The following is a 13,809-nucleotide window of genomic DNA, read 5'->3' on the forward strand; positions in this document are numbered from 1 at the left end:
AACAAACATTGAAAAACATAAACTCAAAACATTAATATAGATGAATCTAATTTTAATTGCTATTCTCTCTTTGGGTGCAATTGGAGCCATTAGTGCTATTATTTTATATCTTGTTGCCCAAAAATTTAAAATTTACGAAGACCCTCGTAATGCTTTGGTGACTGAAGTACTACCAGGAGCAAATTGCGGGGGTTGCGGATATCCGGGATGTCAAGGATTTGCCGATGCATGTGTCAAATCAGAAAGTCTCGAAGGTATGATGTGCCCGGTAGGTGGAACAGTTGTCATGTCTAAAGTAGCAAGCATATTAGGTAAAGAAGTCGCAAGCACCGCTCCTATGATTGCTACAGTAAGATGTAATGGTAACTGTACAAATCGTGTACATACCAATATCTATAACGGAGCGGCAAGTTGTGCAATCGTTTCCACTCTTTATGCCGGAGAAACCGGATGTTCTTTCGGGTGTCTTGGATGTGGAGATTGTGTTAACGCATGTCAGTTCGATGCTATACATATCAATCCAGAAGCATCATTGCCAGAAGTCGATGAGGAAAAATGTACGGCATGTGGGGCTTGTGTAAAAGCCTGTCCTAAAATGATAATTGAGCTAAGAAAGAAAGGCCCCAAATCACGCCGAATTTTCGTTTCATGTGTCAATAAGGATAAAGGTAGCATAGCCCGAAAAGCTTGTACCGCAGCTTGTATAGGATGTGGAAAATGTGAAAAGACCTGTCCTTTCGGAGCTATTACTGTTGAAAATAATCTGGCATACATAGATGATAACAAATGTCGTCTATGTCGGAAATGCGTTGAAGTATGCCCCACCGGAGCTATTCTCTCTCTAAATTTTCCTCCTAAAAAAAGTGATACAGCATCATTGGTAGCAGAGGATTCGAACGCCTAATTCAGTATATAGATCATAAAAGATATTGTCATGTTAAAAACATTTCGTATAGGAGGCATCCATCCGGACGAGAATAAATTATCTGCCGGAAAATGTATTGAAACTGCCGCTATCCCAGAACAAGTAGCCATAATGCTATCTCAGCATATCGGAGCTCCAGCCCAGGCTATAGTTGCCAAAGGAGATCATGTCAAAGTCGGAACCTTGATAGCTAAAGCAGGAGGATTTGTCTCTGCTAACATACATTCTCCGGTATCAGGGACTGTCACTAAAATAGATAGTATCATAGATACATCAGGATATAGTAAACCTGCTATTTTCATACAAGTAGAAGGTGATGAATGGGAGGAAAATATAGAACGTAATGACTGCCTTAAAACTGAGTGTAATTTATCTCCCAAAGAAATAATACAAAAAATCAGCGAATGTGGAATTGTCGGTATGGGTGGAGCTACTTTCCCTACTCATGTAAAACTATCTCCTCCCCCTGGAATGGCTGCAACAATTCTTATTATTAACGCAGCCGAATGCGAACCATATCTGACATCAGATCACCAGCTCATACTTGAAAAAGGAGAAGAGATTCTGATAGGAACAAAAATCCTAATGAAAGCCATACAGGTGAACAAGGCCGTCATCGGAATAGAAAATAATAAGCAAGACGCTATTGAATTACTCACTCGCCTAACTATAAAGTATCCAGGTATTGAAGTCTGCCCCTTAAAAATGAAATATCCACAAGGCGGTGAAAAACAACTTATCGACGCCATCATTCGACGTCAAGTCCCCAGCGGAAATCTGCCCATAGCTACAGGGACTGTAGTGCAAAATATAGGCACAGCTTTTGCAGTTTACGAGGCTGTACAAAAAAATAAGCCCCTATTTGAAAGAATTGTAACCGTTACTGGAAAATCATTGAATAGCCCTTCTAATTTTAAAGTTCGAATAGGAACACCTATCGGACAATTAATTCAAGCTGCTGGGGGAATGCCTGAAGACACAGGAAAAATTATATCGGGAGGCCCGATGATGGGGAAAGCAGTTACAAATACAGATATTCCTGTTACTAAGGGATGTTCCGGAGTTCTTCTGATTAGAAAAAATGAGGCTATACGTAAAGAAATGTCCAATTGTATACGCTGTGCAAAATGTGTCTTCGTATGTCCTATGGGATTAGAACCTAATTTATTAATGAATCTTGCCAGTCACGCCTTATGGGATAAGGCAGAAAGCAATCATATTATGGACTGTATTGAATGTGGCTCTTGCAGTTATACCTGTCCTGCATATCGTCCATTATTAGATTATATAAGATTGGGAAAAGGAAAAGTAGGAAATATCATACGAAGTCGTGCTGTTAAAAAATAGAAAATGTAAATCCTTTATATTTATGAACAACAAACTAATCATATCATTGTCTCCGCACATCCATGGGGGAAACACGACCTCAAAAGCTATGCACGGAGTACTTATCGCACTGATACCGGCATTTATCGTCTCATTGTTCTATTTTGGACTTGGAGCTCTTATCGTAACCATCACTTCAGTTCTTGCCTGCGTAATATTCGAATATCTTATTCAAAAGTATTTACTCAAAGCAAAAAGCAGTATTCATGATGGTTCGGCAATTATAACCGGAGTATTACTAGCATTTAATCTACCTTCAAATTTACCTATTTGGATTATCATTATAGGTGCACTTGTTGCAATTGGCATTGGAAAAATGTCATTCGGAGGATTGGGATGTAATATTTTCAATCCGGCTTTGGTAGGTAGGGTATTCTTACTGATATCTTTTCCTGTACAAATGACCACCTGGCCTAAACCTGAAGTTCTAAGTACACATTATATTGATGTTCAAACCGGTGCTACCACTCTAACTCTGTTAAAAGCTCATATGCCAATCGATGCCGATTATACAGACATGTTATTAGGAAATATGGGAGGAAGTCTTGGAGAAGTCGGAGCAATCGCCCTTATCTTAGGACTTGCATATATGTTGTGGAAACAAATAATAACATGGCATATCCCAGTCTCAATATTAGGGACTGTTGCAATCTTCTCTTTACTAATCGGTATAGATCCCATTACCCAAATATTGAGTGGAGGCCTTTTGTTAGGTGCAATTTTCATGGCAACAGATTATGTCACCTCTCCCATGAATAAAAGAGGAATGATTGTCTATGGAATTGCCATAGGCCTACTGACCATAATTATCCGTCAATGGGGTGCATATCCTGAAGGTATGTCTTTTGCCATACTGATTATGAATGCATTCACCCCATTAATTAATATGTATATAAAACCTAAAAGATTCGGGGAGGTAGTAAAACATGGCTAAAACAGAATCTACATTTTTAAACATGGTACTTGTGTTAACAATTATATGTATAATTGTGGGTACTATATTGGGAGGCGTTTATAAGCTCACGGAAGCTCCTATAGCTAAAGCAGAAAAAGCCAAACAGGAAAAAGCAATAAAAGACGTTGCTCCAGACTTTGATAATGACCCAATTGCAGAACAATATACGCATGAACTTTATGCCGGAACAAATGAAAACATGATTTTAACAATATTTCCAGCCAAGAAAAACGGTATACTTGTGGGTGCAGCCGTTGAAAGTTTAACACGCAAAGGTTTTGGAGGAGAAATATCGATTATGGTCGGGTTTAATGCTGACGGTTCTATACGAAATTACCAAGTATTAAAACACGCAGAAACTCCCGGATTAGGCTCAAAAATGCAGGAATGGTTCAGAACCGATAAAAATCATCAAAGTATTTTAGGCCTCAATCCCGGCAAAGGAGAAATGAAAGTAAGTAAAGACGGAGGCAACATCGACGCTATTACCGCTGCCACTATCAGTTCCAGAGCTTTTATTGACGCAATACAAAACGCATACAGAGCTTTTATGGGCGAACCTGATGTGCATAGTGCCGCTTCGCCTAAAGCAAATCAAAATAAGGAGGAGAAAAAATGAATAAATTAAAAATAATACTCAACGGTATCACCAAAGAGAATCCGACTTTTGTTCTTTTATTAGGAATGTGCCCCACATTAGGGACTACAACTTCTGCCGAAAACGGTATGGGGATGGGTCTTGCTACAATGTTCGTATTAATATGCTCTAATATAGTAATATCATTGATAAAAAATATCATTCCGGATAAGGTACGTATTCCAGCATTCATTGTCATCATCGCAACATTCGTAACCGTTCTCGAAATGTGTATGAAAGCTTATGTCCCAGCCTTATACAGCAGTTTGGGACTCTTTATACCTTTGATTGTCGTAAATTGCATCGTACTCGGACGGGCTGAATCTTTCGCAGCAAAACACGGATGGTTCGACTCCTTACTGGACGGATTAGGTATCGGTATTGGCTTTACTTTGGCTCTTACCTTATTAGGCGCCCTTCGAGAATTCCTCGGTACAGGAAAAATATTTAATATGACTTTATTCCCTGAAAATTATGGAATTTTAATATTCATTCTCGCACCAGGAGCTTTTATTGCTCTCGGCTATCTGATTGTAATCGTCAACAAACTAAAAAGCAATAAACAATGATTACCTATATATCAATATTTATCACAGCCATATTTGTCAATAATATTGTATTGTCTCAATTTCTAGGAATATGTCCATTCTTGGGTGTTTCTAAAAAAGTAAATACAGCTTTAGGAATGGGAGCTGCTGTTACTTTTGTAATGACAATTGCCACCATTGTAACTTACTTATTACAAAAATATCTATTAGACATTACCGGATTACAATTTATGCAAACCATAGTGTTTATTCTGGTTATTGCAGCGCTTGTACAGATGGTAGAAATTATACTTAAAAAAGTTTCTCCTTCTTTATACCAAGCTCTAGGAGTATTCTTGCCTTTAATTACCACAAACTGTACCATATTAGGAGTGGCTATTCTTGTAATCCAAAAAAACTTCAATCTTATAGAATCTGTAGTTTTCGCCGTTTCTACAGCTTTAGGCTTTGCCCTGGCATTAACATTATTTGCAGGAATACGCGAACAACTCAGTCTAACAAATGTTCCTAAATCTATGCAAGGAATTCCCATTGCACTTATTGCTGCCGGTTTATTAGCCATGGCCTTTATGGGATTTTCTGGAATAAAAATAGGATAATCTATAACTACAATAATTAAACATATAGAATGAGAGCCAAGTAACTAAAAAATTGATTCTCATTCTATTTTTACTTGAAGTGATTTTATATAATTTAATGGATTTACAATTGCATTAAAAAGTACTTATATTTGTATAAATAATAAAAAAGATTTATCTTTGATAAAATGTTCTTATATTACATTAAATCAAATATGAAAACACTTTTCGATATATTCTCATTTAATACCTCAAAAACGAATGAGAAAAGTAAATCAACAAAAAATAGAAAACAAAAAATATATAAAGACATTGTTTCTATTTGTCCCGATACAATTTTTATCCATGATTCATCTCTTACTATCATAGATATCATTAATCCCAATGATAACATTCTACCCCAGCCCCCTGAAAAGCTAATCGGTCAAAATATTGAAGATGTCATAAAAAACAATGAAATAGCAGAAGACTATAAAAATAAGCTACTATCAACATTAAACACACATATTCCTCTTCGATTCGAATTTCATTTTCAGACAAATCGAAATATAATATATTTTGAAGTATGTTCTGCATACATTCCTGACAATAAAGTTGTAACTTTTCTCAGGGATATTACTCAAAATACCATTTACAAACTAAAATCTGAAAAATTACAACTTTATTTAAGTAGGACACTCGAAAACCTACCTATTCCGACTTCAATAAAAGATATGAACACCGGAAAATTCATTTTTTGGAGTAAGAAATCTGATATATATGGATATACTTCAAATGAAATGATTGGCCATGACGAAAAAATATTTTTAAATGAAAAAGACGCTATAGAAAAACAAAAATTCGATTTAAAATTAGCAGAAGAAAACCGTTCTTATCAAGGTATAGAAACACTTTTATGTCTCGACGGGATAGAACGGACATTTATGGTTACCAAAAATATATTTTCACACGATTCGTCCAAATGGCTGATATGCAGTAGTATTGATATTACTGACTTACAAAAACAAGAAGAAAAGACAAAACTTATTACCCAAAAACTGGCATTAGCCTTAAATATCACAAATCTTATTCTTTGGATTTTCGATATTCCCAAACAAGTTTTCATAATAGATCGTCAACAACTGTCTGGAAAATATAAAGATGAAATCAAATGGGATACAGAAATATCTTTATCTCAATTTTACAACTACATTCACCCTGATGATTTACCAAATATAAAAATGGTATTTGATGATTTCACAAATGGAAAAATAAGCCAAGCACAACGAATATTCAGGGCCAATTTCAGAAAGCTCAAAGAATACTCTTGGATAGAAATACATATTTCCATTGAAAAAACAAATAACGATGGTATGCCTCTCCGACTAATAGGAACATCTAATTCTATCGATAAATACAAAACATTGGAGGAGTCTCTAATAGAAACCAAGAACGAAATTGAAAAAACAAATTCTATATTAAATTCCGTCTTAAGTTTATCTCATGTACTTCCGTGGGACTACGACATTATAACCCAGACCTTCTCTTGTAATTATAATATCTACCACCACGAAAAACAGTCTGAACCAATAAATGGGAAATATTATTGCAAATTAGAAACTTACATAAACTCTATACATCCAGATTTTAAAGAACATATAAAAACAGTTTTCGATGAGCTGATATCCGGCAAACGAAATAATTTCCATGAAACGTATCAAATACATTGGTATAATGATAGAGAATACGAATGGATAGATAAGCAAGGTGCCATTTTTGAATATGATGAAAATGGAAATCCTAAAACTATCATTGGCTCATCCATCGTCATTACCCAAAGAAAACAGTTAGAGCAAAATCTCTTGCTCGCTAAAGAACAAGCTGAAGAAAGTAACCGTTTAAAATCAGCATTCCTTGCCAATATGAGTCATGAAATACGGACTCCATTAAATGCTATTGTCGGATTCTCCGGAGTACTAGCTAATACTGAAACCGAAGAAGAAAAACGAGAATATGTCAATATTATTGAAAACAATAATGCTTTATTGTTACAACTCATCAGCGATATTCTCGATTTAGCAAAAATAGAAGCAGGAACTTTAGAGTTTATTTATAATGACGTAGATATCAATCTTTTATTAGACGAAGTAGAACAGATTACCCAACTCAAAATAGACTCTTCGCGAGTATCCTTTTCTTTTGTAGAACGTCTATCTGAATGTATTATTCATACTGAAAGAAACAGGCTGCTCCAAGTCATTAATAATTTTATCTCAAATGCTATAAAATTTACAGAAAAAGGCCAAATAAAACTCGGATATCGCTTACTCAACCCCGAGACATTATACTTTTATGTCTCAGACACAGGATGCGGTATTGCTGCTAATAAAATAGAACATGTTTTTGGACGCTTTATAAAATTGAATAACTTTGAACAAGGGACAGGTCTAGGACTCGCTATCAGCGAAACTATCGTCAACAAACTGGGGGGAAAAATTGGAGTCGAGTCAATCGAAGGCAAAGGGTCTAAATTCTGGTTTACTCTACCTTATACCCCGGCACAGAAGAAATCATTAGAGTCAAAAACAAAAGAAATTATAGACACAAGAATAAAATCAACAAAAAATAAAATAACATTACTTATTGCCGAAGATAATATCAGCAATTACAAGTTATTCGAATCAATACTTAAAAAGGAATACTCTTTAATACACGCTTGGAATGGTAGAGAAGCTATCGAATTATTTAAAGAGCATCATCCCGACCTTATTTTAATGGATATCAAAATGCCTGAGATGGATGGATATGAAGCAACAGCCAATATTAGAACATTATCTATGAATATTCCTATTATTGCTGTAACTGCTTTCGCTTTTGCCGAAGATGAACGGCGGATATTAAAAAGTGGATTCAATGATTATCTTGCCAAACCTATTCATGCTAATCTATTAAAAGAGAAGATAAAATCTGTACTTAATATATAATTATAAATATAGCTTTCAGTATCCCTTTATACCTAAAATCGGTATAAAGGGGAGAAGTATGATTTATTTTCAATTGACACAAGGACTTTCTGGCATCAAAAGATTTTCCTCTATTACATTTCTTGCCATAAATTTATCTTCTTTTCGGACAACAATTAGAACTTGATTATTTTCTGTAAAAGATATTACTCTCAGTGGAATCTTTTCTCCCAAAGCTAAAGCTACTGGTGAAACTGTTTTTCCTTCTTTATGGCACAAGTAATCAGTAAAACGAAATGAAACCCATCCTGTAGAAAATTCTGCCATAGAAAACCGAGATAGCTCAATTATCATTTGTTCGATACAATCTTTTCTTTCTATTAATATCAATACGGAAAATGCAGATACTTCAACAAACTCTATTTTTATCTTATAATGAGATAAAATCGCCATCGTCTCTGATAAAAAACAATAAGAAGGTAATGAATAATCCGAAGTTATTTTCAAAGTAACAAGATTTTCCTTAGAAACAATAGACATTGTCTTTTTTACATTNGTTTTTTTAAATTCATCTCTCTCATTTCTTATTATATCAATATATATTTTTCATTTTAGCATACACTTTTTCATTTTGAAAAGCTCTAATCTGTGCAATCGCCATATCTTTATATCCAAATTTTTACTCATAAACTTCTTATACATCATATATACACTTAATTATCAAATAAATAACTCATACATAAAAACACATAATAAAATATATTTTATTTATTGTATATTTTTTGTACCGATTTGTATATATAGTAAAAACAATACTCATTCCAAAACAATAAAAATTATGGTAATAAAAAATAAATTACAAAATCAGCTTAAAGAGTTCTCCCGAATAGCAATAGAATTGGCTAAAAATGGCAGTAACAATATGGTAGAAAACATTTTATTCAATAATCTAATAAATAATATCGTTACAATAGGAGGATTATTAAATGCGGCTTTTTACGGACTTCCTAATTCAGAGGTAGTTCACCGGCTAAACACGGCTATTGACGAAATAGGTAAATCATCATATATCATACAACTTTTACTGAATGACGCTGCCGTAAAAATATCTCTAGCTCAAGAATTTTTTCTACAAAAAAATGAATTAGTAGATTCAATAATTTCCCTCATTAATGATATAACTGAATCATAGAAGTCTTTGTACTGACAAAATCTTGTAATTAAACTTCAAATAATAAAAAAGGAGAATATCCGTCAGACTATAAGTGTGACAAATATTCTCCTTTTTACAAATAAATATTTTCTTATTTCATTATTCAACTATTCTTTATCAAACTCATCATTATATTCTTCTTTATTGGGAAACATACTGTCCCATATAGAATCTTGACTTTCGATATACTCATGATAATAGCCTGCAAAACCTTTTTTTTCAGAATAGCCCATAGCATCACACCATTCCCGATACTCATCTTGCAAAATTTCATCGGCATCTAATGCTTCAAAAAAGGCATCACTAGAATCCTCTAAAGACCTGTATTCTTTAATAAAATTTTCAAATACTTCTGTTATATCTCTGTCCATAGTTCCAAAATTTTATATGCCGCATGCACATATTTGGCTACATGATTTTTTCAAATATACAACATTTTTATTATAAAAAATATTACATAAATGTTTTTTTATCATGATTCTTTCTTTAAAAACCAATTCTAAGTGCATCCTTAATATAATTCTCTATATTACTTTACCATTTAATCGTTATTCATAATATAAACAAAAAGTCTTATCAATTGTTTAATGCATATATTGATATAATTAATTGCAAAACAATGTAACATGAAAAAAATTATTTTTTTACTTAATGTGATTCTATTATCAGGTTGTAGTGCTTACCAACTAATCAACAGCGAAGTATACAACAATGCTGATTTGTCAGCTTATAAGACTTTCCGTATTGTGACTCCCGACGAAGGGAAACTGCCACCTCTCATGACAATGGTAGATTACTACAATATAGCTAACGCTATCCGTACTCAAATGGTAGAGCGCGGTTTTCAAGAATCTTCAACTTCCAACCTCTTGATAAATATAGGTCTTACAGTACAGACCAAAATCGACACCGAACCAGCATTGCCACCTGGATATTATCCCTATAATGGTTTTTATCCATATTTCATCTACCCCCGTTCCTTATATTGGCAAAGTTATTACGCCAATGCTAAATTAATTACTGACATATATAAAGAAGGTGTATTGACTATGGACATGATCAATATGAAAGAAAAACAATTCCTATACTCCTCTTCTGTCTCAACTATTTTAGATAACGGTCAAGGAGCGCTACGTAATGTTTCAGAAATAGATCAAGCAGTACAGATACTATTCTCTAAATTTCCAGTAAAACCACTAGTTGCTTATTCAAAAAAATAAGCCATAACATCCTAATATTAAGACCCAATAAAAAGAAATATAGGCAAAACAATATATTGCCCATATTTCTTTTTATTATTATATTCAAACTACTATTACATTTTAACCTCTACTTAAGATTAAATTCTATCGACCAATAACTTACTACTACAACCAATAATAAATATTATTCAACCATTGCACTCATAAACTAGTTGTCATAACTAAGAAATACCACGAATTTACCAAACAATTCAAAATCTGATAACCCTATATTTTAACCGGACCAACGTTATAATTGCTATAACCAAAATATTCTTTCACTATTATTGAAGCCCCATTAGTCTTATAAACATATCGCTCTCCTATTTCTCATTTTTTATCCATATCTTTGTACCAGATATTTAAATCGAAAGTAAGCTATGATTATCAATGAAAGGGATATCCGCAACCAATCTGTTTTAGAAGCCGCACACCAAATAATGGTAGCAGCCCGTACAGCACCTAAAGGAAAAGGAATCGATATAATCGAGATAATTACCGTAACAGACGAAGACATTAAACAAATCTCTGAACATCTAAAAGTAATGTCAAAAGAAACAGGAATGAAATTCCTGCTTCGTGATGCTGAAAATATTTTACAAGCTGAAGCAATGATTCTAATCGGAACCAAGAAGCAGAAACAAGGATTAAATTGTGCATATTGTGGATTCCCGACCTGCATAGAAAAGCCCGATACAGTACCGTGCACTATCAATTCTATAGATGTCGGTATAGCCATAGGGTCAGCATGCGCAAAAGCATCTGATTTACGCCTTGATACACGTGTCATGTTTTCTGCTGGATGGTCAGCTCAGCAATTAGGTTTATTGGAAGACTGTCACCAAGTAATCGCAATACCACTCAGTGTATCATCTAAAAACCCATTTTTTGACAGAAAACCCAAAGAGGAGGTAATGAAATGAAATCTTCACTATATTTGCCAGCCGAATGGGAAAAACAATCTGGGATACAGTTAACTTGGCCCCATAGCGGAACAGATTGGGCACATATGTTAAAAGAAGTACAAGCATGTTTTATCGAGATTGCTTATGAAATAGCGAAACAAGAATTACTACTGATTGTTGCTCCCAACATTGACGAGGTGAAAAGTCAAATAGGACAAAAAGTAAACATGAATAATGTACGTTTTATTGAATGCGAAACAAACGATACCTGGGCACGAGACCATGGAGCCATCACCATCATTGAAAACGGTGTTCCTAAATTATTGGATTTCAAATTCAACGGTTGGGGACTTAAATTTGCCTCGAATTATGATAATCTGATTACAACCGAATGTTATAAACAAAATGTATTTGAAGCTGATTATGAAAACCGTCTAAATTTCGTCTTAGAGGGAGGATCTATCGAATCAGACGGCAAAGGGACTCTACTTACTACATCAAGATGTCTCCTATCTCCAAACCGTAACGGGGAATGGAGAAAACAACAAATAGAAAGTTATTTAAAAAAGAGTTTCGGTCTCCAACAGATTTTATGGTTAGATTATGGCTATTTAGCAGGAGATGATACAGACAGCCACATAGATACTCTTGCTCGCATGTGTCCAAATGATACTATCCTATATGTAAAATGTACAGATGAAAACGATGAACATTACAAAGAACTTTGTAAAATGGAAGAACAACTAAAGTCTTTCCGCACTCCAGAAGGTCATCCTTACCGACTGATACCTCTACCTATGGCCGATACCTATTGGTTCGACAGTGAAAGATTACCAGCAACTTATGCTAATTTCCTCATACTAAATAATGTCATTTTATATCCAACCTATAACCAACCCAAAAACGATATAAAAGCCGCAAGTGTATTACAAGAAGCCTTTCCTGAATATAAAATTACAGGAATAGACTGCCAAGCTCTTATAAAGCAGCACGGTTCTTTACATTGTGTTACTATGCAATATCCAGAAAAAGTAATTAAACACGATAAGCCTTGTCAAAAATGAATAATAAAATAATCAAAGCTGGACTTATACAACAAAGCAATACAGCCGACATCGAAGCTAATAAAAAGAAGCTCGCAAACAACATATGCGACTGTGCACAAAAAGGAGCGCAATTAGTCGTTTTGCAAGAATTACATAATAGTCTTTATTTCTGCCAAACTGAAAATACTGAATTATTTAATCTGGCAGAAACTATTCCTGGGGATTCAACCCATTTCTACAGTAATATAGCACGTGAAAACAATGTGGTTTTGGTAACTTCCCTTTTTGAAAAAAGAGCTCCTGGACTATATCACAATACAGCTGTAGTTTTCGACTCTGATGGATCTATCGCCGGGAAATATCGGAAAATGCACATTCCAGATGACCCGGCTTATTATGAAAAATTTTATTTTACTCCAGGAGATTTAGGATTTAATCCCATCGAAACATCTATCGGAAAATTAGGAATTTTAGTATGTTGGGACCAATGGTACCCCGAAGCAGCCCGACTCATGGCGCTTAAAGGTGCAGAAATATTGATATATCCTACAGCTATCGGTTGGGAAAGTAGCGATACTCTTGAAGAACAACAACGCCAACTAAATGCTTGGATTATTTCCCAACGAGGACACGCTGTTGCCAATGGGTTACCTGTCATATCAGTAAACCGCGTAGGACATGAACCCGACCCGTCAAAACAAACTAATGGAATACAATTTTGGGGAAATAGTTTTGCTGCAGGGCCACAAGGAGAAATACTTATTTCAGGCCCAAACGATGAAGAAATAAATTTAATCATAGATATAGATATGAAACGTTCAGAAAATGTCCGCCGATGGTGGCCATTTTTACGTGACCGCCGTATCGATGAATACCAGAATATAAGTAAAAGGTTTATCGATTAACCATAAATTTGCATAATTACATAGTATAGATTTTTGTTATTCCAGCTACAATAGTAATCTTGCCATATAAAGATATTATTTTACTGTAATCAGAGTGATAACTTATATTTAGCAATACCTTTATATGAAAAAATCTCTGTTTATTACATATTTTACATAATAAAAAATCTACACAACTCTCTATTTACAAAAATGTTACATCCTAGAGAGAACCCCTTTTATGATTAATTAGTTCTTTGAGAATCAAGTTTAAAAATAAAGCACTAAATTTGCGATAGATAAAACTAATTTTGATTATGGCTAAAATTAAAGGTGCTGTTGTAGTTAACAACGATCGCTGCAAAGGTTGTGAACTTTGCGTTGTAGCGTGCCCTGCAGATGTCTTGGCATTACAACCAAAGGAAGTAAATGACAAAGGTTATCATTATGCGTATATGAAAAATCCCGATAATTGTATCGGTTGCGCCAGTTGTGGACTTGTATGTCCAGACGGATGTATAACCATTTACAAAGTAAAATTATAACAAA

Annotated in this window: 15 protein-coding genes; 13 read left to right on the forward strand and 2 right to left on the reverse strand. The window is 34.3% G+C overall.

All coding sequences use genetic code 11. The features are described from left to right. Window positions 1-40 precede the first annotated feature (40 nt). The 7 genes from BN2628_RS05905 to BN2628_RS05935 all read left to right on the forward strand — a co-directional run bounded on the left by BN2628_RS05905 (window position 41) and on the right by BN2628_RS05935 (window position 7,992). Window positions 41-904, forward strand: coding sequence for a Fe-S cluster domain-containing protein (locus BN2628_RS05905; RefSeq protein WP_044230271.1), 864 nt, complete (start codon window positions 41-43; stop codon window positions 902-904). Window positions 905-934: 30 nt separating this feature from the next. Beyond that, window positions 935-2,272 (forward strand): electron transport complex subunit RsxC, encoded by a 1,338-nt coding sequence (gene rsxC, locus BN2628_RS05910; protein WP_044230269.1) that lies wholly within the window; start codon window positions 935-937, stop codon window positions 2,270-2,272. A 22-nt stretch (window positions 2,273-2,294) separates the two neighbouring features. Further along, window positions 2,295-3,245, forward strand: a complete 951-nt coding sequence (locus BN2628_RS05915; protein ID WP_044230268.1) for an RnfABCDGE type electron transport complex subunit D — start codon at window positions 2,295-2,297, stop codon at window positions 3,243-3,245. Next, window positions 3,238-3,885, forward strand: a complete 648-nt coding sequence (locus BN2628_RS05920; protein WP_044230267.1) for an RnfABCDGE type electron transport complex subunit G — start codon at window positions 3,238-3,240, stop codon at window positions 3,883-3,885. The genes BN2628_RS05915 and BN2628_RS05920 overlap by 8 nt, the downstream gene beginning before the upstream one ends. Next, window positions 3,882-4,472: an RnfABCDGE type electron transport complex subunit E gene (locus tag BN2628_RS05925; protein WP_021931292.1), complete on the forward strand. Its 591-nt coding sequence runs from the start codon at window positions 3,882-3,884 to the stop codon at window positions 4,470-4,472. The genes BN2628_RS05920 and BN2628_RS05925 overlap by 4 nt, the downstream gene beginning before the upstream one ends. Continuing rightward, entirely contained in the window at window positions 4,472-5,050 is a 579-nt protein-coding gene (gene rsxA, locus BN2628_RS05930; RefSeq protein ID WP_044230304.1) for an electron transport complex subunit RsxA, read from the forward strand. The genes BN2628_RS05925 and rsxA overlap by 1 nt, the downstream gene beginning before the upstream one ends. Window positions 5,051-5,244: 194 nt before the next feature. After that, complete coding sequence (locus BN2628_RS05935) at window positions 5,245-7,992, forward strand: response regulator (RefSeq protein WP_257606411.1); 2,748 nt, start codon at window positions 5,245-5,247, stop codon at window positions 7,990-7,992. Window positions 7,993-8,061: 69 nt separating this feature from the next. Here BN2628_RS05935 and BN2628_RS05940 read toward each other — a convergent pair whose 3' ends face one another. Further along, window positions 8,062-8,511 (reverse strand): hypothetical protein, encoded by a 450-nt coding sequence (locus tag BN2628_RS05940; protein ID WP_055096516.1) that lies wholly within the window; start codon window positions 8,509-8,511, stop codon window positions 8,062-8,064. 298 nt (window positions 8,512-8,809) lie between these two features. On the opposite strand from BN2628_RS05940, the gene BN2628_RS17225 reads away from it, so the two are divergent. Continuing rightward, on the forward strand, window positions 8,810-9,163 hold the full coding sequence (locus BN2628_RS17225) for a hypothetical protein (protein ID WP_021931296.1): 354 nt from the start codon (window positions 8,810-8,812) through the stop codon (window positions 9,161-9,163). 128 nt (window positions 9,164-9,291) lie between these two features. On the opposite strand, the gene BN2628_RS05950 is transcribed toward BN2628_RS17225, so the two are convergent. Beyond that, a complete protein-coding gene (locus BN2628_RS05950) occupies window positions 9,292-9,555 on the reverse strand; it encodes a hypothetical protein (RefSeq protein WP_021931297.1) in 264 nt (87 codons plus the stop codon). A 282-nt stretch (window positions 9,556-9,837) separates the two neighbouring features. Between BN2628_RS05950 and BN2628_RS05955 the strand changes: the two genes are divergently transcribed. The 5 genes from BN2628_RS05955 to BN2628_RS05975 all read left to right on the forward strand — a co-directional run bounded on the left by BN2628_RS05955 (window position 9,838) and on the right by BN2628_RS05975 (window position 13,805). Next, complete coding sequence (locus BN2628_RS05955; RefSeq protein WP_257606412.1) at window positions 9,838-10,404, forward strand: DUF4136 domain-containing protein; 567 nt, start codon at window positions 9,838-9,840, stop codon at window positions 10,402-10,404. Between the two features lie 401 nt (window positions 10,405-10,805). After that, window positions 10,806-11,348 (forward strand): ferredoxin domain-containing protein, encoded by a 543-nt coding sequence (locus BN2628_RS05960; protein WP_021931299.1) that lies wholly within the window; start codon window positions 10,806-10,808, stop codon window positions 11,346-11,348. After that, the gene (locus BN2628_RS05965) at window positions 11,345-12,394 is read left to right on the forward strand and encodes an agmatine deiminase family protein (RefSeq protein WP_021931300.1); all 1,050 of its coding nucleotides are present in this window, start codon (window positions 11,345-11,347) and stop codon (window positions 12,392-12,394) included. Before BN2628_RS05960 ends, BN2628_RS05965 begins: the two co-directional genes overlap by 4 nt. Then, complete coding sequence (locus BN2628_RS05970; protein WP_021931301.1) at window positions 12,391-13,281, forward strand: carbon-nitrogen hydrolase; 891 nt, start codon at window positions 12,391-12,393, stop codon at window positions 13,279-13,281. Before BN2628_RS05965 ends, BN2628_RS05970 begins: the two co-directional genes overlap by 4 nt. Before the next feature lie 296 nt (window positions 13,282-13,577). Beyond that, a complete protein-coding gene (locus tag BN2628_RS05975; protein ID WP_021931302.1) occupies window positions 13,578-13,805 on the forward strand; it encodes a 4Fe-4S dicluster domain-containing protein in 228 nt (75 codons plus the stop codon). Window positions 13,806-13,809: the final 4 nt, after the last annotated feature.

The organism is Gabonia massiliensis (assembly GCF_001403595.1).
GTDB lineage: Bacteria > Bacteroidota > Bacteroidia > Bacteroidales > Coprobacteraceae > Coprobacter > Coprobacter secundus.